This is a genomic window from Kitasatospora sp. NPDC093550 (assembly GCF_044764985.1).
In the GTDB taxonomy this organism is placed as follows: Bacteria; Actinomycetota; Actinomycetes; order Streptomycetales; family Streptomycetaceae; genus Kitasatospora.
The window spans coordinates 359,682-380,397 of the sequence record NZ_JBIWJF010000002.1 but is presented as its reverse complement, the minus strand read 5'-3'; the positions used below and the strand labels follow the sequence as shown (position 1 = coordinate 380,397).

At 76.5% G+C, this 20,716-nt stretch carries 16 protein-coding genes; 3 read left to right on the top strand and 13 right to left on the bottom strand.

Annotated features, from left to right (window positions below; translation table 11 throughout):
* Positions 1-3: 3 nt before the first annotated feature.
* Both ACIRD3_RS04850 and ACIRD3_RS04845 read left to right on the top strand, forming a co-directional pair.
* Positions 4-1,275: a CHAT domain-containing protein gene (locus ACIRD3_RS04850; RefSeq protein ID WP_402211638.1), complete on the top strand. Its 1,272-nt coding sequence runs from the start codon at positions 4-6 to the stop codon at positions 1,273-1,275.
* Positions 1,272-2,318, top strand: coding sequence for a hypothetical protein (locus ACIRD3_RS04845; RefSeq protein ID WP_402211636.1), 1,047 nt, complete (start codon positions 1,272-1,274; stop codon positions 2,316-2,318). The genes ACIRD3_RS04850 and ACIRD3_RS04845 overlap by 4 nt, the downstream gene beginning before the upstream one ends.
* A 40-nt stretch (positions 2,319-2,358) precedes the next feature.
* On the opposite strand, the gene ACIRD3_RS04840 is transcribed toward ACIRD3_RS04845, so the two are convergent.
* The 13 genes from ACIRD3_RS04840 to ACIRD3_RS04780 form a co-directional block, all read right to left on the bottom strand.
* Positions 2,359-3,135: a GNAT family N-acetyltransferase gene (locus ACIRD3_RS04840; protein ID WP_402211633.1), complete on the bottom strand. Its 777-nt coding sequence runs from the start codon at positions 3,133-3,135 to the stop codon at positions 2,359-2,361.
* Positions 3,136-3,310: 175 nt separating this feature from the next.
* Positions 3,311-4,960 carry a thiopeptide-type bacteriocin biosynthesis protein gene (locus tag ACIRD3_RS04835; RefSeq protein ID WP_402211631.1) on the bottom strand — a complete coding sequence of 550 codons (1,650 nt, stop codon included), beginning with the start codon at positions 4,958-4,960 and terminating at the stop codon, positions 3,311-3,313.
* A gap of 55 nt (positions 4,961-5,015) precedes the next feature.
* Positions 5,016-6,908, bottom strand: coding sequence for a TOMM precursor leader peptide-binding protein (locus tag ACIRD3_RS04830; RefSeq protein WP_402211629.1), 1,893 nt, complete (start codon positions 6,906-6,908; stop codon positions 5,016-5,018).
* Complete coding sequence (locus ACIRD3_RS04825; RefSeq protein WP_402211626.1) at positions 6,905-8,710, bottom strand: hypothetical protein; 1,806 nt, start codon at positions 8,708-8,710, stop codon at positions 6,905-6,907. Before ACIRD3_RS04825 ends, ACIRD3_RS04830 begins: the two co-directional genes overlap by 4 nt.
* A complete protein-coding gene (locus ACIRD3_RS04820) occupies positions 8,707-9,888 on the bottom strand; it encodes a hypothetical protein (protein WP_402211623.1) in 1,182 nt (393 codons plus the stop codon). Before ACIRD3_RS04820 ends, ACIRD3_RS04825 begins: the two co-directional genes overlap by 4 nt.
* Before the next feature lie 277 nt (positions 9,889-10,165).
* Positions 10,166-12,832 (bottom strand): lantibiotic dehydratase, encoded by a 2,667-nt coding sequence (locus tag ACIRD3_RS04815; protein WP_402211620.1) that lies wholly within the window; start codon positions 12,830-12,832, stop codon positions 10,166-10,168.
* A gap of 171 nt (positions 12,833-13,003) precedes the next feature.
* On the bottom strand, positions 13,004-13,201 hold the full coding sequence (locus tag ACIRD3_RS04810; protein ID WP_402211618.1) for a thiazolylpeptide-type bacteriocin: 198 nt from the start codon (positions 13,199-13,201) through the stop codon (positions 13,004-13,006).
* Positions 13,202-13,254: 53 nt separating this feature from the next.
* On the bottom strand, positions 13,255-13,452 hold the full coding sequence (locus tag ACIRD3_RS04805) for a thiazolylpeptide-type bacteriocin (protein WP_402211615.1): 198 nt from the start codon (positions 13,450-13,452) through the stop codon (positions 13,255-13,257).
* Between the two features lie 326 nt (positions 13,453-13,778).
* The gene (locus ACIRD3_RS04800) at positions 13,779-14,753 is read right to left on the bottom strand and encodes an alpha/beta hydrolase fold domain-containing protein (RefSeq protein ID WP_402211613.1); all 975 of its coding nucleotides are present in this window, start codon (positions 14,751-14,753) and stop codon (positions 13,779-13,781) included.
* A gap of 370 nt (positions 14,754-15,123) precedes the next feature.
* Entirely contained in the window at positions 15,124-16,035 is a 912-nt protein-coding gene (locus tag ACIRD3_RS04795; RefSeq protein ID WP_402211610.1) for a phytoene/squalene synthase family protein, read from the bottom strand.
* A 95-nt stretch (positions 16,036-16,130) separates the two neighbouring features.
* Complete coding sequence (locus ACIRD3_RS04790; RefSeq protein WP_402211607.1) at positions 16,131-16,676, bottom strand: hypothetical protein; 546 nt, start codon at positions 16,674-16,676, stop codon at positions 16,131-16,133.
* A 132-nt stretch (positions 16,677-16,808) separates the two neighbouring features.
* On the bottom strand, positions 16,809-18,047 hold the full coding sequence (locus ACIRD3_RS04785; RefSeq protein WP_402211605.1) for a styrene monooxygenase/indole monooxygenase family protein: 1,239 nt from the start codon (positions 18,045-18,047) through the stop codon (positions 16,809-16,811).
* 212 nt (positions 18,048-18,259) lie between these two features.
* Positions 18,260-19,282 carry an ArsR/SmtB family transcription factor gene (locus tag ACIRD3_RS04780; protein WP_402211602.1) on the bottom strand — a complete coding sequence of 341 codons (1,023 nt, stop codon included), beginning with the start codon at positions 19,280-19,282 and terminating at the stop codon, positions 18,260-18,262.
* Between the two features lie 189 nt (positions 19,283-19,471).
* Between ACIRD3_RS04780 and ACIRD3_RS04775 the strand changes: the two genes are divergently transcribed.
* Positions 19,472-20,710: an MFS transporter gene (locus ACIRD3_RS04775; protein WP_402211599.1), complete on the top strand. Its 1,239-nt coding sequence runs from the start codon at positions 19,472-19,474 to the stop codon at positions 20,708-20,710.
* The last annotated feature ends 6 nt before the right edge of the window (positions 20,711-20,716 follow it).

Genomic DNA, 20,716 nt, shown 5'->3' with positions numbered 1-20,716 from the left:
GACGTGCCCCGGGACCTCCAAGTCGTCGTCCGGCAGAACCCCTCCGCCGACTACACCCGGCTTCCGCGCCAGGCCGGCCCGTACGGCCCCGGCGAGGACCCGCCGGCCAAGGGCGCGCCCCCGCTCGACCTCGTGGTGACGCTCCGCCGGCACGGCGACGAGCTGCACATGTCCGCCTTCCGGCCCGGCGAGCGCACCCCCAGGACCCGCACCCACGGGGCCCGGCTGGCGGTCAGCGCCCCCACCCTGCTCGCCCGGGCCGCCCGGCTGCGGACCGTCTGGCGCGACCTGCTGATCGCCTACGACCCCGACCCGCTCGCCCACCCCTACCCCTTCGCGAGCACCGTCGACTTCACTCCGCTGGCCGCCGTCGTGGAGCGCAGGGTCGCCGAACTCGCCGAGGAGGGACGGTACTTGCTGGAAACCATGCTCGAGGGACCCGGCCGGGACCTGGCGCTCTTCCGCGACTACCTCCACCGGACGCTCACCGAGCACGGCTCGCTGCGGATCAGCTTCGACTCCGACCTCCACCTCCCCTGGCCGATGCTCGCCGTCGACGCCGAACGCCCCGACACCTGGGCCGACTTCCTCGGCTACCGGCACCAGGTCGAACAGACCGGCGCCGCCTACCCGGCGATCCAACCGCCCTACCAGGCCAGGACCAAGCCCGTCACCAGCCTCAACACCGACGACCAGCTCACCGGCGTCGGCCGGGCGCCCGAAGTCCGCAAGCTGCTGGAGGACCGCTCCCAGCTCACCGTGCGCACGGAGTCCGAGCTGCTGCTGAAGGCACTGTCCTGCGCGGTGCTGGACGAGGACGTCATGTACTTCTGGTGCCACGGCCAGTTCGTCGCCAACGACTCCCCGTACGAGCAGCTCGCCGTCCGGCTCTCCGACGACCGGCACATCGACGCCGACCTCGTCCGCCGGCACCGTCGGCGGCACCTCAACGCGCCCGAGGCCGTGTTCCGGCCCTTCGTGCTGCTGAACGCCTGCCACACCGGGCAGTCCGCCGCGGCCGAACTGGAGCACCTGGGGCGGGCGTTGGTCGACCTCGGCGCGGACGGCGTGCTCGGCCCGCAGATCCAGATACCCCAGGAGTTCGCCGCGGAGTTCGCCTTCGCCTTCCTGGACCTCTACCTCACCGGCGAGTTCACGGCGGGCGAGATCACCCAGCAGCTGGTGCAGCGCTTCGCCCGCGAGTTCCACAACCCCCTGGCGCTCGCCTACTCCCTGCACTGCGGCATCGACAGCATCCTGGAGCTCAACCCGTGACGGCACGCCTCCGTGAAGCACCGGCCCCCGTCGTCCGATCCGCCGTGGTGGACCTGGACGAGGACGGCCGGCTGCTCGTCCCCGGGACGCGCACGCCCGTACCCGGGGCCCGGGTCGCCGACCACCTCGCCCGGCACCTGCCGATACCCGAGCGGGCTACCGACCTCTTCGTCTACGTCCACGGCTGGCAGACCGGTCCCGCCGCGGCCGCCGCGGCGGCCGCCGCACTCGTCGGCCGGGCCGCCGCCCTGCACCGGGCCGCGCCGAACGCCTACCCGGGGCTGACGGCCGGGTTCCGCCCCTGGTGCGTCGTGGTGCGCTGGCCGTCGTCCAGCCTGCCGAGCCCCCACGGCTACCGGCGCATCCGCGCCCGGGCGCACGCCATGAGCGCCCGGGGACAGGCCGGACGGGTCCTCGGCCACCTCCTCGGCTACCTCGACGGCGGCCGCGGCCGCCCGGACGCACCGCGGGTGCTGGCCAACCGCCACGGCCAGTACCTGCACCTGGTCGGCCACTCCTTCGGCGGCCGGTTCCTCTGCGAAGCCGTCCAGTACGCGGCCGACCGCCCGGCCGGACCGCCCGTCCTGGGCTGGAGCCGACCGGGCGACCCCGCACGGCCGTTCACCGTCGACAGCGCGCTGGTCTTCCAGATGGCCGCACCGCGCGACGCCTTCGACCGGCTCTTCCCCCGGCTGTTCCTCGGCCCCGGCCGCCCCGGCGCGCCGCTGCGCGGGCCGGTGGTGCTCACCCACTCCCGCTGGGACCGGGCCACCGGCTTCTGGCACCTGCGCGCCGAAGGCCTCCCGGGCATCGGCCACTCCGGGACGAGCGTCGCGCCGGTGCCCCAGTTCACCGCCCGGCTGCGCCCGGCCTCCTCGCCCTACCCCCGCGCCGAACTCGACCACCCGATCGTCAACATCGACGCCGGCCACGTCTACCGCGGCGGCCTCGCCACCCGCCTCAACCCCGCCGGAGCCCACTCCGACTTCCAGCACCCGGAATCCGCCCACCTGCTGCTCAGCCTCGCCTCCCACGCGCGCTGACCGGTCCCGGCCGATCCGCCTGGCCCACGGCCGGGGTCCCTCAGGTGCGCTCGAAACCGTGGGTGCGGCCGATGACCTCGAAGCCGCGGCGGGCGTACCAGGCGCGTGGCCAGTCGTCGGACTCGGCGATCAGGAAGCGCGTGCCGCAGCCGGCGTCCGCCGCGCGGTGCAGGGCGGTGGACAGGACGGCGTCGGCGTGGCCGCGGCGGCGGTGCGGCTCGGCGGTCATCAGGTCCTCGATCTGGGCGATGCCGAGGGCGGGTTCGAGGTAGAGGTCGGTCCACGCCGCCGGCTCGCCGTTCTCCGCGCGGGCGCCGAGGAACTCGACGCGTTCGGCGCCGCGCCGGTTCGCCTCCCGGCGGTCGACGAGCAGGCGGACCACCTCCTCCTCGGCCTCCGGGAGGGCTGCGCGCCAGCTCGCCGCGAGCGGCTCCCGGAGCACCTCCAGCCCGACCTCCCCGACGGCGTGCCGGTCCCCGACGGGGGCGGGCAGCGGGCCCGTGTGCAGCATCACCAGGTACGTGCTGTGCCGGTACCCGGCCCGCTCGAAGGGCTCGACGCACGCCTCCCCGAACTCCCCGTCCAGCACGGACACCACCCGGAACGGCCGCTCGCCCATCACCTCGTCGACCAGCCCCGGCAGCGCGGCCGGATCGACGTCGGCACGGTCCACGACCACCTGGTTGTTCGACCAGGAGCCCGCGAAGCCGTCGTCGAACACCCCGAACCCGCCCGGGAGTTCCACCGTCCACTCGGCCCGCCGCCGCGCGAACCCGGCCAGGAACGCCTCGATCCGCCGCAACTCGTCATCCGACATACCGGAGACTCTACGGCTTCCCTTGCCGTACACCGTAGTTGGCCGTCAGCCGGGCGGCACAAAGCACGGGGACGATCCGAACACCGGCCGGAGCCTCGGCGCGAGGACCACGTCAAGGACTGATGGCTGATCAGGGAGGCCGGGTTGCACGTTGTCCCCGGGACGATCCCGTGACTCACTCGGTGAGCGCACTCGGTCGGCCCAGGGGGAGGAGGTACTGGAGCGGTTCCTCCAGGTCGTCCAGGCCGAGGAGTTCGTGGGCGAGGTCGTCCTGGAGGCCGCCGAGGGGGGTGGTGCCGAGGCCGTGGGCGGCGGAGGTGAGGAGGAGGTTCTGGGTGAGGTGGCCGGCTTCCAGGAGGCCGAGGCGCAGGGCGCGCAGGCCGTAGCGGCGGCGGAGGTGGGCCAGGTCGAGGTAGACGGCGAGGACGGCGGGGGCGTCGTCGACGCCGATCGCGACCGGGTCCGTGGGCGGGCGGGAGAGGTAGGAGGAGAGCGCCTTGAGGTCGTCGAGGGCGGGGGCCGGGCCGATCGGGCGCAGGCTGCGGTGTTCGGGGAGGCACTGGTAGGTGCCGGCGGGCAGGCCGTCGACGGCGAGGGCGACGAGGCGCAGCCGCACGGTGTGCAGGGCGCCCGCGCTGGGGTACGGGCGGTGGCCGGTGTCGGGGCCGGGGGCGAAGGCGGGCCAGAGCAGGCCGCCGAGGGTGGCGGCGGTGAGCGGGCCGGTCAGGGGGCCGCGGGTGGAGCGGCGGCCGTGCAGGGCGTCGGCGAGGGTGACGGCGGGCAGCGGGTCGGCGGGGAGCGGGAGGTCGCCGGTCCGGGGGCGCGGGGCCGGGGCGGGCGGCAGGTCGCGCAGGGTGCTGTCCTCGGTGCGGCCGATCTGGAACTTGCTGCGTTCCAGGTACTGGTGGTCCGGGGCGTGCTGGTCGTCGGGGAAGAAGGTGAACGGCCGGTCGGTCTCCAGCAGGGTGCGGGCGGCGAGGCGGCAGACCGCCCGCTCCTCGTCGGGGCCGACGCCGAGCCGGTTGAACAGCATGTGCAGCTGGGAGGCCCAGACCCAGGAGAGGCGTTCCGAGGCGTCGGTCTCCGGCGCGGCCGCCGCTGCGGCGGTGCGCATCCGGGCGGCGGCCTCGGCGACCCGGGCGGCCCAGTCGCCCAGCCAGGGCGGGGCCGTCCCCGCGTCGAGCGCCGCGCGCAGGGCACGGGCGCGGGCGGCGAGGGCCTGGCGCTGACGGGCGAAGACCGTGTTGACCCGGGTGTGGACGGCGGCGCCGGGCAGCGCCCGGTACTCGGTGACCCAGCGCCAGGACGCGGCGTGGCGGCGCAGCCAGCGGGAGGCGGCGAGTTCGTCGAGGCCGAGGGCGTGCGCGGTGGTGTGGGCGAGGTCGAGGGCGAGCGGCAGCCGGGAGTCGGGGACGGCGGCGAGGGCGTGCAGGGCGTGGACGGCGGTGCGGGTGGAGTGGGTGAACACCTCCTCGGCGATCGGCAGCAGGGCGGGGCCGCCGTAGCGCTCGGTCTCCGGCTCGTACCGGACCTCGGTGACCTCGCCGTGCCGGGACGTCCAGGGGCCGTCGAGCGGGGTGCGGCGGGTGGCGAGCCGGGTGAGGTCGGCGGCCAGGGCGGCGGGCGGCGGGCCTTGGCTGCGGAGGCGGATCCGCAGGTGGGGGCCGCCCTCGCCGTAGCGGATGAAGAACCAGTCGGTGTCCGGGAGGCCGTCCAGCAGCGGGGCGAGGTCGGCGGTGAGGAAGGCGTCGGCCTCGTCGGCGGGCAGCGGCAGCGCGAGGTGCAGGCTGTGCCATCGGGTGGTCGGCAGCTGGTCGGTGGTCATCGCGTCCTTCCCGGACGGCTGGGGCAACGGAAGGTGGCTTTCGGGATGAGCGCGGTCAGGGGAACGGGTGCGGGTGGAGCGGCAGTCGGTCGTGGCGCAGCGGTGCCGGGGTGCGGCCGAGCCGGTACGGGACGTCCAGCAGCCGGGGCAGGCCCCGGGTGCGGCGGTTGGCGTGGCCGAAGGTCATCGGCAGGGTGCCGGGGACGACCACCTTGGCGCAGTGCAGGCCGAGACGGTCGCGGACGCCGGGCTCGTCCTGGGTGACCACGAGGACCTCCAGACCCTCCCCGGCGAGGCGGGTGACCGTCCGTTCCAGCAGCCCGGTCAGGTCGGCGACCGGCTCGGGCGCGCCGGGCCAGCGTGCGGTCCAGGGCACCGGGGGTGGGCCGGCGAAGAGGAAGTCCAGGCGGGGTTGAGCCTCGGGCAGGGCGTTCAGGCCGGTGTGGTCGTCCAGGGTGACCACCAGCTCGGGGCGGTCCAGCATCGGCCGCAGTCGACGCGGGTCGCGGGGGCCGCCGGGGGCGGTGGAGCGGTGCGGCGCCTCCTGGACGTTGGTGACCACCTCGGCGACGGCGGAGCGGATCGCGGTCAGCGGGTCGTGGTGGGCGCCGGCGGCGAGGAAGGTGCGCGGGGCGTCCGGGTGGCCGCCCCGGTGGCGGCAGAGGGCGATGACGGCGGGGACGCCGAGGTCGTTGGTGGCGTCGAGCAGGGTGAGCCGGTAGCCGAGCAGCCGGGCGCGGGCGGCGAGGTCGGCGACCTGCGGGTCCTCGGTGGGGACGGCGACGCCGGGCAGCGGGGTGCGCGCGTACCAGGCCATCAGGAAGGCGTCGCGCTCGGCGACCTCGAACAGGCCGTAGAGGGCGGCCTCCTGGGGGCTGTTGCCGAGCCCGCAGCCGTTCGAGGACTCGTAGACGACGCGGGGGCGTTCGCGGTCCGGCAGGTCCCAGTAGGCGACGTGTTCGGGGACGGCGACCGGGCGGCGGTGGGTGAGCGACCAGCCGTGGACCCAGTCCAGCACCAGGTCCGGGGTGTACGGGACGGTGGCGGAGGCGCCGGAGTGTTCGGGGCCGGCTCCCGGCTGGGGCTGGTCGGGCAGGCCGAGCCGGACGGGGTCGAGCACGGTGCCCGGGCCGAGCTCGCGTTCCAGCGAGGCGTAGGAGGCCCGCAGGACGGTCCGGCGTCCCAGCGGCCGCATGCCGGCGTACCGTTCCACCGCCTCGAACAGCGCCACCCGCTCGCTGGCGCGGAAGTCCGCCGCCCGGCCGTACCCGCCGTCGTCGACGGCCCGGCCGTCGGTCACCCAGGCGGTGGTGAGGGCGAAGGCGGAGTCCTCGGTGCGGAACAGCCGGCGCACCGGGCCGAAGCGCTCGTCGTGCAGTTCGGCCCGCAGCCGCGCCGCTCCCGTACGGTCGTTGGGGCCGCGCAGCACGGTCGGATCGGGCAGCGGGAGGGGCGTGTCGGGCAGCCGGGCCGCTTCCGGGGTGTCGACGGGCAGCGGGTGGCAGACCGGGCAGCCGCCGACCGGGCGGACCCGGTGGGTCGACCAGGTGGCGCGGGCGCCGTTCACGAGGTGGACGGTGGCATCGGTGAACGCCGATGCGCTCCCGGCCAGTTCGGCGGCGAGCGCGGCCACCGCCTCGCCGAAGGCCGGGGTGCCCGTGCCCGCGAGGGCCAGCCCCGGGCTGTGCCAGGGCACCCGGCCGCCGGCGGTGGCGAGCCGCTGGTACTCGGTGCAGCCGAGGCAGGCCGGTGCGCCGGGGTGCAGCACCGGTCCGACCAGGGTCAGCGCGCCGTCCTCGCGCACCGGCACCAGGCGTACGGGGTGGTCGAGTGCGTGTCGGCTGAGCCGGGCGGCCAGCCCGAGGGTCCACTCGGCGAGGTGGACGACGGCGGTGCCCTCGGTGGCGGCCAGGGCCTGCGCCGGGGTGAGGACGGGGAGTTCGCTCATCGCGGGCCTCCGGTGGTGACCAGCGCGGTGAACCCGCAGCCGGCCAGGGCGTTGGCGAGCGGGCGGGCGGCGGCGCCGGCGGGCCGCCAGGGGGCGGTGCGCAGGCCGGTCAGGCGGCGCAGGGAGGCGCGCAGGTCCGGTTCACGGGCGGCGAGTTCGGCGAGCCAGCGGTCCGTCGAGCCTTCGTCCGTCCAGGTGGCCGGGTGGCGCCCGGCGGCGGCGAGCGGGGCGGCGGCGCCGGTGAGCGCGGTGTGGTGGACGGCGGCCGGGGCGCCGTCACGGGCGAGGAGGCGGGTGAGCGCGGCCAGGGCGGCGTGGGCGGCGGCGTCGGCGGGGGTGGCTTCGACGGCTCGGCTTCCCTCGGCCTCGGCCAGGTAGGCTCCTGCGTCGCCGAGTTGACGGACCGTCAGTTTCGGCGGGCGGCCGAGGCGGCGCGCCAGTGCCTCCCACCAGTGCGCGGCCTGCGGATGCTCCCGCCAGTCCGATTCCGGCAGCGCGGACCCGAGCAGCGCGGGCCCGTTCGCCACACGTCCGTCCGGCCGAGGGCCGTTCGGCAAGGCGCGGGCGAGGGCCGCCCGGCGCAGGGCCCGGCCGAGGGCGTGGTCCGGGTCGGCGCCGACCACCGGCTCCGCTCCCCCGTCGACCGCGGCCAGGTGGAGCTCTGCGGAGCGGCAGGCGGCCGCGAGCCGGGCGAGGTCCGTCCGGGCCGCCCCGGCCACCAGGGTGCCGGACGGCGTGCCGCAGGAGACCAGCGCGGCGGGCAGCTGCGGGAGGTCGCCGGGGGACGGTGCGTCCAGGACGCCCAGCCGTGGATCGCCGAGCGCGGTCACCCGGCGCAGCGCCTCGGCGAGGTCGCCGGGCGGCGCGGCCGGGGCGCCGGCAGCGGCCGCCCACGGGTGGTGCTCGGCGCGCGGTGGCCGGGCCTCGGCGAGCAGGACGGCGGGGCGGCCCGGGAGCAGGCGCGGGTCCTCGTCCGGCGCGCCCGGGTCGGGCAGGCCCGCGACGGCGCAGAGCAGCCGCTGGGCGCCGGCGGCCGCGAGCAGGGCGAGCAGGACGGGGGCGGGCGGTGCCGCGTCGGCTCCACTGCCGAGGCCGTCGCCCAGTCGGGCCGCGAGGGCGGTGGCGTCCGCGCGGGTGCGGTCCGGCTCGGCGGGCTCGGTGACGAAGCCGCCGTCCGCCCCGCACTGCACCGCGACCGCCACCGGCGGCTCACCCGTCGAGAGCACCACCCGCCCGGCGGGCAGTCCGGCCTCGGCGACCGGGGTCGGCGCGGCCGTCCCTCCCCGGGCGAGGGCGCGGGCCACGGCGCGGGCCAAGGGCCCGTCCGGGTCGGCGGCGGCCACCACCGGGCGGGCGGCCGCGAGGGCTCCTGCCGCATCGGCCGGCCGGTCCGCCACCGAGCCCGGCCAGGACGGCAGTCGGGCACCGGCCGGGTGGTCCACGATCAGGTCGTGCTCGCGCAACCGGGCGGTGACGGTGGCCAGCGCCGCCGCCACCTTCGCCTCGGGCACGGGGGCGGTGGCGGGAGCAGGCGCTGCGACGGGCTCGGCCGCCGTCTCCGGCCCGGGGACGGGCTCGGCCGCCGTCTCCGGCCCGGGAGCGAGCCGGGCGGCGAGCAGCTTCCACAGCGCCGGGAGGGCGCGGCTGCCCTCCAGGGTGAGGCTGGTGCCGCGTCCGCGCAGGTGCAGGCCGTCCTGGAGGAGGGTCACCGCCACCCCGGGGCGCAGGTGCGGCCTCGGCTCCCCGGTCGGCGGGGCACCCCGCTCGACGCCGCGCCCGACGCCCGGCCCGACGCCCGTCATGCCGCGCCCTCCACCGCGGCGATGACCTCGTCCACCCGGTCCTGCCACCGGTGTCCGGTCAGCTCGGGCACACTGCGCACCACCAGGTGGGCGGCCAGGTAGCGCTCCAACGGCCGGACGTCGCAGATCGCGAGCAGCCGGTACAGGCCGTTGGTGCAGGCCCGGTAGATCAGGTAGTCCGGGCGGCTCCACATCGTGCCGGTGGGGTCGGAGCGGTGCAGCAGCCGGTGGAACTCGCTGTAGCGGGTGCGCAGTTCGCCGTTCCAGCGCAGGGCGGTGTCCGGATCGCCGAGCGCCGCCGCGCGGTGGCGGTACTCCTCGCGGCTGCCGCCGAGGTCGGCCCCCGCCGCCAGCCGGCGCTCCGCCAGGGTCCAGGCGCTCGCCGACCAGTGCGCCCAGTCCCGCTCCCAGCCGCGCGCCCCGCCGTCGGTGATCCGGCCCACCAGCGCCGTGACGGCGCCGCCGACCCGTTCCCAGCGCCGCTCGAAGCCGGCCCGCAGGCCGCCGTCCGGGTCCTCGTGGACGAGGAAGTCCTCCAGGTGCGACAGCATCGAGTAGTGCCCGCCGACCAACCCGTCGGGGTGCGCGGTGGCGTGCGCCGCGAGCGCCGCCACCACCAGCTGCACCCGGGCCTCGGACGCGTCGCCGTGCGCCCCGAGGAACTCGCTGCCGGAGGCGAGGGCGGGCAGCCCCAGCCGGAGCAACTCGTCGCGCAGGGCCGTGGCTTCGTCCCCGATCAGCGCCCGCAGGGAGCGCTCGGCGGCCGGGTCCACGGGCAGCACCCGGACGGTGTTGTCCGGCACCAGCGGCCCGTACGGTGGTGCGACCAGCTCCACCCGCCCGGCGACGGCCGCCTCGGCCAGCAGCTGCTCCTCCGTCCGGTCGGCCACGGACGGGTGCGCCGCCGTCCACGCCCGCAGCCCCTCGGCCGCCCGCTCCGCCGCGACCGCCACCCGCTCACCCGGACCGCGTAGCCGCAGCCGCAGGTGCGGCCCGAACCGCCAGTGCCGCTCGACGTGCGCGTCCAGCCCCTCCGCCACCGCCCGCCGCGCCTGCGGCAGCACGGCTTCGCGCAGCGCGCCGGCCTTGACGGGCTGGTAGTAGGTCAGGACCACATCGCGGGCGGTCACGGCCTCCGGGCCGTCAGCGTCGGCGTCGGCGTCGGCGGGGTCACTCATCGGGCTTCTCCTCGGCACTGGGTGAGCGGAACGTTCGGAAGGACGGGCGCAGGACGGACGGCCCGGGCGGGCCGAGCCACGCCGGCCGGTCGGTGCCGCGCTCCGGCGGACCGACACACGAACGGCGACCCGGCCGGCACCCCGCCGCCCGGACACCGCGCGAGCCCCCCACCCAGCCGCCGCAGACGCACCAACCGGACACGGTCGACCGCCCGGGACCCGAAGACGCCGACAGCCCGGACCCCTCGGGCCGTCCGGCCCGACACCCCGGCGGCGCTCAACGCTCCCCCTCCCGCTCCGCTCCCGCGCCCGCGGCCGTCCGGCCGGGGCGGTAGGTCTCCACCACCAGCTCCACGGCCCGGACGGACTCCGCCGTTCCCGCGATGGCCGGCAGGGACTCCTCCAGCACCACGCCGTTCGGGTACCGGGTGAGCCACTTGCCGAGGTGCCGGAGGTGCAGCGGGTTGCCGAGGTCGACCGGTTGGGGCTTGGGGGCGCGCAGGTGGGCGACGAAGGCGTCGGCGGGTGTGCCGGTGGTGGCGGGCGTCGCCGCCACGGGGTGGAGGAAGAGCTGTTCGGGCAGGCCGAGCAGGGCGCGCCAGCGGGCGGCGGCGGTGGCCGGGACGCCGTCCGGGCCCGGGTCGCCCGCGAGTTCGGCGCGCAGGGCGTCGAGGACGGCGGGCGGCAGGTGCCAGCGGCGGCGGGCGAGGACGACGTGGCGGTGGCGCAGGCGCGGGGTGCGGGTGACGGTGCCGCCGGGGGCGTCGAGGGGGGTGCGCGGCAGCAGCGGGCGGAAGTCGACGACGCCGTTGGGGTGGTCGGCGAGCAGCGGGGCGAGTCGCTGGGGCAGCATGAGCGGCGCGAGGAAGCCGAGGTAGAGGACGTCCAGGAGTTCGCCGGTGCTCCGCAGGCGGAAGCGGAGCTGGTCGCTCGCGGGGTCGTGGACGAGGTCGAGGTCGGCCTCGGTCAGGCCGGTCCACTGCCGGTCGGGGCCGATCTCGTCGGCGAGCAGCAGCGGGTGGAGGTTGGCGTTGAAACCGCCGACCGGCCGGACCTGGGCGGCGCGGGCGCCGTCACCGAGGCCGCGGCGGATCTGCCGGGCGACGTCCGTGGCGGCCCGCGGCGTGGTGGCGTCGAGGAAGCGGCTGGTGAAGCGGCCCCAGCCGCCGTACACGTGGTTGACGCACAACAGGCCGTCGGCGGGGTCTCCTTGGACGAACCAGGAGTAGCTGAGCGGCCGGGCTGCGGTCCAGTCGGGCAGCCGGGCGGCCAGCGAGCGGACCCGGTCGGCGGGCAGCAGGAGTTCGCCGTCCTCCTCCGGCAGCGCCGCGAACTCGGCCTGGAGCGAGGACAGTTCGTTCGGGACGGCCATGTCGGCCCAGGCCTGCGCGGCTTCGGCGCCGAACTCCCATGGCGTGGCGCACACCCCGCCGGCCCCGTAGCGGGCGAGGAACCGGTCGCGGGCGGCCCGGCGCATCAGGTGGCCGTGGTCGAACAGTTCGGCCAGCGCGGTGAGTTCGGCGAGCGCGGCCCGGTCGGCCCGGCTGGGCCGGGACTGCGGCGCCGCCGTCGACACGTGCACGTCCTCGCTGAGGACGGTGAGCGGTGCGGCCTCCGGCGGGACGGGCCGGCCGGCGGCGGCCAGCAGTCGGCGCCAGGAGTCGGCGAGCGCGGCCAGCAGAGCGGGACGACGCTCGCCCGGTGTGTCCGCCAACTCGGCGGTCGACCGCGCGATCCGGTCGACGAGCCGGACGACCGGGGCGTCCTCGGGCCACTGCCGCAGCCAGTCGGCGAGGCTCCGCAGCGGCTGCGGGTCCTGCGGGTCGACCGGGTCGGTGGGCACCAGCAGCCGGGCGCCGAGGAGTTGGTCGACGAAGCGCCGTACGGCGGGGTCGTCGGCCGGGCGGTCCAGGGCGGCGGCCAGGCGGGTGGCCAGCCGGTCCGGGGTCTCGGGGACGGCGGTGAGCGTGGCGAGGAGCGCCAGTTCGGGCCGGGCGGCCAGCTCGACCTCCTCCTCGCGGGTGACCAGGTAGCGCCCGCCCGCGAACACCAGCTCGCTGCGGGCGTAGTGGGCGCGGCCGTCGGCGACGCGGGCGGCGCTGGCCATCCGGTGCGGCAGGGTGCGACTGCGCCGGGGGTCGTCGAGCAGGGCCTGGACGAGCGCGGCGACCAGCGTCCGGTTCTCCTTCACGACCGCGTACGGCGGCTGCGCCGGCCCGTCCGACCTCCGGTCCGGCGTCCCGTCCGCCGTCCGGTCGCCGGGGGACGGCGACCAGCCGACGGAGGTGAACCAGGAGAGCGGGCTGGTCTTGGCGGTGGCCCGCAGCGCGTGTCGCAGCACGGCCGCCTCCTCCTTGCGGGCCCGGCCCGGCCGTTCGCTCGCCACGGCGGCCTCGCGAGCCGTGTTGGCGACGGCGCGCAACAGGTCGGCGCTGGTGAGGGCGACGGCGCGGGTGAACGCGGGCTCGCGGCAGAGCGCGGCGAGGGCCGCGCGCTCGGCGGCGAGCGCGGGCGGGACGGCGTCGGCGAGCGCGGCGAGCACCTGGACGCGCCGCTGCCGCAGTTCGAGCCACGTGGCGAGTCGCGGCAGGCGCTGCGGGAGGTCGGCCAGCCGGTCGAGCAGCGCGGCGCGGGGCGGGCGCCCGTTGTGCAGGTCGCGCCGGAACGGGAGCACCACCCGGCGGTGGAACTCCTCGTCGTGGCCGGCGCGGCTGTCGTGGAGGTCGTCGCAGAGGTCGGTCCGCAGTGCCGCGTCCGCGGCCTCGACGGCGCTCAGTTCGGCCAGCAGGCTCCGTGCGTGCGCCGAGACGGCGGACTGCGGCGGCCGGGCGAGGACGGTGGCGCGCACCAGGGCGTGGCGCGCGGTGTACGCGGCCGGGGCCGCGGCGAGGGCGGGAACCGGGGTCTCCCGAAGCAGGGTGTGCGGCAGGGCTCGGTTCGGCATGACGACTCCCTCCGACGGGACCGGGACGGGCGGGACGGGCTTGACGCGCAGCGCACGGGAGGAACCCGGCGCGTCCGCGCGAACGCGCCGGGTTCAGGGCAGTGCGGGGAGGTGCTGAAGGGGTGGTGCTGCAGGGGTGGTGCTGAAGGGTGGTGCGGAGGGGCGCCGGCCTCAGTACGGGAGGACCGGCGGGTGCGGAACGGCGCAGGACGACGATCCGCAGGAGGTCGAGCTGGGGCCGCCGGAGGCGCCGGTCTCGGGCAGCGCGACGGTGTCGCGCAGCGCGGTGACGGTCAGCTCCCCCAGGTCGAGGCCGTCGAGGGCGAGGACGTCATCGAGGGCGAGCTCGCCCCGAGCGTGGTCGGACATGTGGTCTCCCGGTTTCTCGAACGATGCTTCCAGAAAGGCGGACTGACGCTCCGTCAGGAAATCGGGACGACCATGTCCTGCGGCTGGGCGCAGGAGGACGACGCCTGGCAGGAGCAGGAGCCCCAGGACGCGCCGTTCTCCGGCAGCGCGACGGTGTCGCGCAGGGAGGTGACGGTCAGCTCGCTGAGGTCGAGGTCCTGGAGGTCCAGGCCGGTCTCGGCGGCGGAGCGGGACGTGGTGGTGTCGGACATGGCGGACTCCCTTGTGGTGGCAGGCGTGCCGGACGATCCGGGACGCGTCTGCGAAGCGGTTGCTGCGGGATGTGCCGGGCCCCCCGTGGGTGCGTCGAACGCGGATCGCTTCGGACCCCGACGTCGCGCCGCCCGATGGCGAGTCTAGGTCGCGGGCAACGGCCGACGGCACGGTCCGCCGGGTCATTGGCCGGTAGTCCGTGCCCCTACGGCTCATCGCCGCCGCTGCCTCAGCGGCACTTGAGCGATCCGCTGCCCGGCGTCGACCAGCTCCTCGGCATCGGACCGACGACCGCATCGCACGAGGGGGTTGAGGTGTCCTCCGCTCACCGCCGCAGGACGCGCCGCAGCCAGCGGGTGCGGGCCTCATCGGCGTCCCGCGCGACGGCGGCCTCCGGGGCGATGGTGTCGAAACCGTGGCAGGCGCCGGACCACACGTGCAGTTCCGCCTCTCCGCCCGCCCGCCAGATCCCGTCGGCGTAGGCGAGGACCTCGTCCCGGAAGGTCTCGGCGGACCCGACGTCGAGGTAGGCCGCGGGCAGCCGGGACAGGTCGGTGGCGCGGGCCGGCGCGGCGTACGGCGAGAGGTCGGCGGCGCCGTACCGGTCGCCGAGCACGGCCTGCCAGGCGGTGGCGTTGGAGGCGCGGTCCCAGGTGTCGTGGCCGGCCATCTGGTGGCTGGAGTAGGTGTCGCCGCGGTCGTCGAGCATCGGGCTCAGCAGCAGCTGGCCGACCGGCACCGGACCACCCCGGTCACGGGCCAGCAGGGCCAGGGCCGCGGCGAGCCCGCCGCCGGCGCTCTTGCCGGCGATGACCACCCGGTCCGCGTCCACGCCGAGTTCGCCCGCGCGCTCGGCCACCCGGACGAGTCCGGCGTAGCAGTCCTCGACGGCCCCGGGGAAGCGGGTGCCCGGTGCCAGCCGGTACTCGACGGACACGACCGCCAGCCCCAGCGGCAGCGCCCACCCGCGCAGCAGCCGCGGCAGCACGGACCACGCGTTGCCCGTCACCATCCCGCCGCCGTGCAGGTAGTACAGCAGCGGAAGCGGCCCGCCGACCCCGCCGACCCCGGCGGGCCGTGCGCTGACGAGCGTGACGTCACCCCCTCCGTCGGGCCGCGGCACCGCCAGCTCGGCCACCTCGAACCGGCCGCCGTCGCGCAGCCGGTCGAGCGTCGGACGGGGCCGGGCGGCCCGGTCCCGTTCCTGCCACGCCGCCAGTCCTTCCGGGGTGAGCACCTCCCGCGCCCGCGCACCCGCGGCCGCCAGCACGGCCCCCACCTCCGGATCGAACGGAGGCACCCGCCGCCTTCCTGCTCCACCCGCCACCACAGCCCCCCTTCAGCGCAGGACGACCTCAACACCCACCCGCCCAGCCTGCCAGCCCGCCCCGGCCGGCGTCGCAGCCCCCCGGCGAGCCGGGGCGGGGCGAGCGAGCGGCAGGCCCCAGAAGCCGAGCAGGGCCGGGCCGGTCGTGGCGGTCAGCACCGTCCGGCCGGTCCGGTAGCGCCGGGGCGGGCGCGGGGAGAGCCGGAACACGACGGCCGACGGCACCGCGAAGTGCGTCAACGGCCGCGCACGGCACGGCGAGCGGCCCGTTCACCGCCCTGCGGGCGGCCCGTCAGCCGGCCCGTCAGCCGAGGCCGCCCCCGCTGCGCCCCGTCCCGCGCCGTCAGCCGCGGACCCGCCGCGCCCGGAGGTACTCGCGCCCCAGCAGCCGCAGCGCCGCGCCCTTGGCGGGGCTCGCGGAGCGGCGGAGCAGGGCGCCACGGTCGGCGCGGGCGGCGGCGCTGGTGAGTTCGTCGACCCCGATGAGGCACCGGACCATCGGCCGGTGGGCGGCCGGCACCAGGTCGACGACGGCCCGGCCCTCGGCGAGGGTGCGGTCGACCCGGTCGAGCAGGTCGCCGAGCAGGGCGCGGACGGCCGGCAGGTCGCGGGCCTGTTCCAGGTCGTCACGGGTGACGCCGTGCTCGCCGAGGGTTTCCTCGGGGATGGTCAGCCGGCCGTCGGCGAGGTCCTCGGCGAGGTCGTTGACGAAGTCGAGCCGCTGCCCGGCGTCGATGTAGGTGCGGCAGGCGGCGCGGTAGGCGCTCTGGTCGCCGTCCGGGCCGAGCAGCGCGGCGATGACCATGAAGCCGGGCAGCGAGTACCCGTCGACGTACGCCTGGTACTCCTCCTCGGTGGCGAAGCCGGTGAAGTCGAGGTCCGCGTCCGTCGCGGCGAGGAAGTCCGGGACCCGGTCGCGCAGCACGGGGTGCGCGTCGGCGCTGTGCAGCAGGGGGCGCAGCTCGGGGTCGTCGGTGCGGCCGGTGGCGAGGGCCTCGGTGACGCGGTGCTGCCAGCGGGTGGAGGCGGTGCGGCGCTCGGCGAGGGGACCGCTGTCGAGCAGGGTGTCGGTGCGGTGCATGAAGGCGGCGGCCGCGATCACGTGCGGGACGGTGCGCGCCGGCAGCAGCAGGCCGGCCGCCACGGTGACCTCCCGCCGGTACCGGGTGAGCTGCCGGCGCTGCCGGTCGTAGTCGGCCCGCAGCCCCGGGTCGTGCACGCCGGCCGCGTCCAGCGCCCGCTCCCACCTGCTCACTCGGTTCACCCCATCGCTTGTTCGATCGGGGCCGAGCGTAGTGGGTGGGAACGGAACGTCCTATCCGCGGCCCCGCGCGGTGGCAGGGGGTGCTGTCAGCGCTGGCGGATCGTCGAGAAGCCGCAGGCCGGGGTGCAGAGCGTGACGATGCCGCTGTAGCGGTACGTCGTCCGGCCCTTGGTGACGCTGTGCACGGTGAGCTTCTCCCGGAGGTTCGTCTCCCGGCAGCGCGGGCAGGCCGCGCTGACCGGCTTGCCCCAGGGGCGCTTCGGGTCCAGCTTGTTGTAGGAGACCAGCATCAGGACGACGGCGAGCCCGGCGGCGCCGAAGCCCACGACCTTCCAGGTTCCCTTCGAGGACTCCCGGCGGTCGATCATCTCGTCGTAGGAGAAGGTGCCCCCGCCGCCGTGGTTGGACCATATCCGGCACTCGCTCTGCCGGGTCATGGTGTGGCCGTCACAGGTCGGCGCGGAGTCCGGGTCGGACTTGCCGACCACCAGCGCCAGGAAGAGTCCGACCGCCGCCAGGATGCCCAGGACGACCACGGCGGTGGTCCGGCTGCGGCCGGTGTGCAGGCGTTTGCGCTCGTTGTACGCCGTATCGATCACAGCCTGGGCCATGTTGCCCCCGTCGACCGCCACCACGCGTCTCCTGTTGTCCGTCCGGCTCCGGCTCGGACGGGATGTCCGGGCCGGAGGCCCCCTCGGCGAGGGGTGACAAGAACCCACCATGATCGGCGTGCTCGCGCACGGGACTTGGAAAGATTTGACCTTTCAGTTCCCGGCCCTGACCGAGGCCAGGTAGGCGGCCGCCTTGGCCGGGTCGAGGTACCACCGGTCCACGTCGGCCGGGTCGTCGAAGTTGTTGGCGAAGCGGTCGGCCACGGCCTGGTGCTCGCCCGCCGCGACGAGCAGGTCGAGGACGTGCGGGGGCGGCGGCGCGAGCATCGCGTTGGACCAGACGGTGACCGGGCCCGCGGTCTCCCAGAAGGCGTCGAAGGCGGCCTGCTGGAAGTCCCGGTCGAAGGGCTTGTCACCGTGGGCGAGGATCGCGTCCAGGTAGACCGCGGCGCACCTGGCCGCGCTGTTGGCGCCCTGGCCGGTGATCGGGTCGTTGGTGACGACCACGTCAGCGACACCCAACACCGCTCCGCCGCCCGGCAGTTCGCCGACCGGGTGGCGCACCACCGGGGTGAAGCGGCCGGCCAGGGTGGCGCCCGCGTCGGTGAGTTCGACGCCGGACCGGGCCCGGTCGTACTCCCAAGGGGTGAAGGTCCTCATCAACTCCAGCATCACCCGCAGGTGCTCGGCCGGATCACGGATCCCGTCGAAGGCGTCCGCCGGCCCGCCCGGCACGGCCTCCCAGAGCAGGATGTCGCACGGCCCGGACACCGTCAGCGCCGGCACCACGAACAGTTCGCCGACCCCGGGCACCACGTTGCAGCGCACCGCCGGGAAGTCGTGCTCGGGGCGCGGCGCCAGCCCGTGCACGTAGGCGGCGGACAGTGCCCGCTGCGGCCGGTCGTGCGGCGAGTGCACGTGGTCGCGCTCGAACAGCGAGGCCAGCGCGCCCTTGCCGGAGGCGACCAGCACCAGGTCGTACGAGCCGGCCAGGTGCTGCAGGTCGGCGGCGGTCACCCGGCGCAGCTCCACCCGGCCGCCGCGCTCGGCGAAGGCCTCCAGCCAGGCCGACATCTTCACCCGCTGGTCGACGGACTGCGCGTAGGCGTCCAGCCGGCCGACCCAGTCCACTACCCGCTCCGCCGCCGGGCCGCTCAGCGACAGCCCGACACCCTCGATCCGGGGTGCCTCGTCGGCCCAGAGGTCCAGGCCGAGGGCGCGCTCGGTCCGCATCGCGGAGTCGAACATGCACTGGCTGGACAGCACCCGTCCGGTGCGCACCTCGTCCGCGCCGCGGTCGGTCAGCACCGTCACGTCGTAGCCGTGGGACTGCAGCCCCAGGGCCAGCTGGAGCCCGGCCTGCCCGGCGCCGACGATCAGAACTCTGCGCATCGCCCCTGCTCTCCTGGTGGTGCGTCACGACTCCACAGCCGGACCGCACTTCGCGACTGCCCAGTGGCCTGGATACCAGTCATCGGCGCGCCCGTCCACGGGCCGCGCAGTGCGCCGTGCAGCGGATGGAGCAGAGATCGAGGCCGGGTCGAGGCCGGAGGCGGAGGTTCCGCTCGCGGCCCGCCCCGGCCGCCCCCGCTCCACGGCCCCGGCTACCGGCCGCTCACCCGCCCCGCCACCAGCTGGTCGCCCAACACGCTGCGCCGGTAGAGGACTTGGCGCCCGTCCCGGGCCCGGGCGAGCAGACCCGCGGCGTGCAGGACGCGCAGGTGCTGGGAGACGGCGCTCGGCGTGACCCGCAGCCGGCGGGCGATCTCGACGGTGGCGGTCGGCTCCTCCAGCAGCACCAGCAGCCGGGCCCGCGGCGCACCGAGCAGTGCTGCCAGCGCCTGCGGAGCGGCACCCGACCGGGAGCCGCCCCGCGGCGCGTCACCCGGCGGGGAGTCCCACAGGGTGGCCACGCCCCGGCTCGGGTAGACCAGGCTGGGCGGCTCCTCCGGACTGAGCGGCGGCGCGGGCTTGTGCGCGAACACGGACGGCATCAGCAGCAGGCCTCGCCCCGCCGCAGCGACCCGGTGCCGGCTGATCATCCGGTCGACGTGCAGCACGCCGTCCCGCCACCGCAGGTCCGGGTGCATGTCGGCGAACAGCAGCCGGGCGCCGCCGAGCGCGAGCCGCCGGGCCCGGTAGGTCATGTCCGCCTCCAGCACCAGCCGCATCCGCGGCCACTCCGGCTCGATCGCCGACCGCCAGTACCGGTGCAGGAGGTCGCAGATGCCGTCGCGCAGCGCGGCGACCGCGGCGTCGTCGCCGTCGACGGCCGCCCGCAGTGCCCCGGGCACCGGGTCCGGCGCGTGCGTCAGCACCAGGTCGCGGCGGACCGACTCCGGGGAGGTCCGGCGCACGACGGCCAGCTCCTCCTCGAAGACCGGTGCGAAGCCCGTCGGGACGGGCGTCAGGTGGTCCGGGACGGTACGCCGGCGCGCCACCAGGGCCAGGAGCAGCTCGGTGTCGAGCGCCCCCAGCCGGCCGAGCACCGACCGGCGCCACGGCAGGTGCAACGCCGAGAGCCCGGGGTCCTGCAGCACCCGCAGGCTCAGTACCGCCTCGTGCAGCGGCGACAGTGCGAACCGGGTGTCCGCGAGGTCCTCGACGCCGAGTTCGAAGCTGATCATGAAGCCCCACGCTACATCGATTGGCGGCGCCCCGCCGATGCCGTGCACTGACGCCATGACACCGACCGACCCGACACCGACCGACCCGACACCGACGACCGACCCGACACCGACGGCCGCTCGGACACCGGCGACCGCTCGGACACCGGCGACCACCAGGACCTCCCCCGCCGCCGGGCGGGCGGACCGATGACCCGTCGCCTGGTCCTGCTCCTCGCCGTCACCTGCGCCGTCGCGGTCGGCAACCTCTACTTCCCGCAGGCCGTCGGCCCGCTGATCGCCGCCGGACTGCACGTGCCGCCGGACGCGGCGACCCTCGTCGTGACCGCCACCCAGCTCGGGTACACCGCCGGGATCGTGCTCCTGGTGCCGCTCGGCGACCGGCTCCCCCACCGCCCGCTCCTGGTCACCCTGCTCTCCCTCACCGGCCTCGCCCTGCTCGCCGCGGGCTGCGCGCCGAACCTGCCCGTCCTGGTCGCGGCGAGCGCCGCCGTCGGCCTGAGCACCGTCGCCGCCCAGATCGTCGGCACGCTGGCCGCGAACCTGACCTCCGCCGGCCGCCGGGGCGCGGTGATCGGCGCCCTGCTGAGCGGATCGACCGGCGGCATGCTGCTGGCCCGCACCTTCGGCGGCACCCTCGGCGAGTGGCTGGGCTGGCGGGCCCCGTACCTGGTCGCCGCCGCGCTCACCCTGCTCCTCGCCGCCGTCCTGGCCCGCGCCGTCCCGGCCACCACCGCGCCCTCCCGGCAGCCGTACCGGGCCCTGCTCGCCGAACCCCTGCGCCTGCTGCGCGCCGAGCCGGAACTGCGCCGCTCCTGCGTGTACCAGGCGAGCGTCTTCGCCGGCTTCTCCGCCGTCTGGACCTGCCTGGCCCTGCTGCTCACCGGCCCGCCGTACGGGCTGGACGCCCGGGCGGTCGGGCTGCTCGCCCTGGTCGGCGCGGCGACCATGCTCTGCACCCCGTACGCCGGGCGGCTGGTGGACCGGCACGGCCCCGACCCGGTGAACCTGGTCTGCCTGCTCGGCGTCCTCGCCTCGGCCGCCGTCCTGGCGACGGGCAGCCGCGGCGGCCCGCTCGGCCTGACCGCCCTGACCCTCGGCACCCTGCTGCTCGACGTGGCCATGCAGTGCGGCATGGTGGCCAACCAGACCCGGGTCGACACGCTCCGGCCGGAGGCCCGCGGCCGCCTCAGGAGCGCCTACATGACCTGCGCCTACCTGGGCGGCAGCACGGGCTCCTGGCTCGGCGCCCAGCTCTGGACCCACACGGGCTGGTGGGGCGTCTGCACCCTTCTCGCCCTCCTCGCCACGCTCGCCCTGACCCGCCACCTCACCGCCACACCCCGCACCGCCCCGAGCACCCCCGAGGACCGTCAGCGACCAGCCCGGACGAAGGGCCGCACGTCCCCCCACTCCCAGCAGACCTGACCGGCC

Excerpts from the sequence above, each read along its gene's own strand:
- ACIRD3_RS04840 (WP_402211633.1), bottom strand. The coding sequence starts at position 3,135 with ATGTCGGATGACGAGTTGCGGCGGATCGAGGCGTTCCTGGCCGGGTTC.
- ACIRD3_RS04835 (WP_402211631.1), bottom strand. The coding sequence starts at position 4,960 with ATGACCACCGACCAGCTGCCGACCACCCGATGGCACAGCCTGCACCTC.
- ACIRD3_RS04830 (WP_402211629.1), bottom strand. The coding sequence starts at position 6,908 with ATGAGCGAACTCCCCGTCCTCACCCCGGCGCAGGCCCTGGCCGCCACC.
- ACIRD3_RS04825 (WP_402211626.1), bottom strand. The coding sequence starts at position 8,710 with ATGACGGGCGTCGGGCCGGGCGTCGGGCGCGGCGTCGAGCGGGGTGCC.
- ACIRD3_RS04820 (WP_402211623.1), bottom strand. The coding sequence starts at position 9,888 with ATGAGTGACCCCGCCGACGCCGACGCCGACGCTGACGGCCCGGAGGCC.
- ACIRD3_RS04815 (WP_402211620.1), bottom strand. The coding sequence starts at position 12,832 with ATGCCGAACCGAGCCCTGCCGCACACCCTGCTTCGGGAGACCCCGGTT.
- ACIRD3_RS04810 (WP_402211618.1), bottom strand. The coding sequence starts at position 13,201 with ATGTCCGACCACGCTCGGGGCGAGCTCGCCCTCGATGACGTCCTCGCC.
- ACIRD3_RS04805 (WP_402211615.1), bottom strand. The coding sequence starts at position 13,452 with ATGTCCGACACCACCACGTCCCGCTCCGCCGCCGAGACCGGCCTGGAC.
- ACIRD3_RS04785 (WP_402211605.1), bottom strand. The coding sequence starts at position 18,047 with ATGCGCAGAGTTCTGATCGTCGGCGCCGGGCAGGCCGGGCTCCAGCTG.
- ACIRD3_RS04780 (WP_402211602.1), bottom strand. The coding sequence starts at position 19,282 with ATGATCAGCTTCGAACTCGGCGTCGAGGACCTCGCGGACACCCGGTTC.
- ACIRD3_RS04775 (WP_402211599.1), top strand. The coding sequence starts at position 19,472 with ATGACCCGTCGCCTGGTCCTGCTCCTCGCCGTCACCTGCGCCGTCGCG.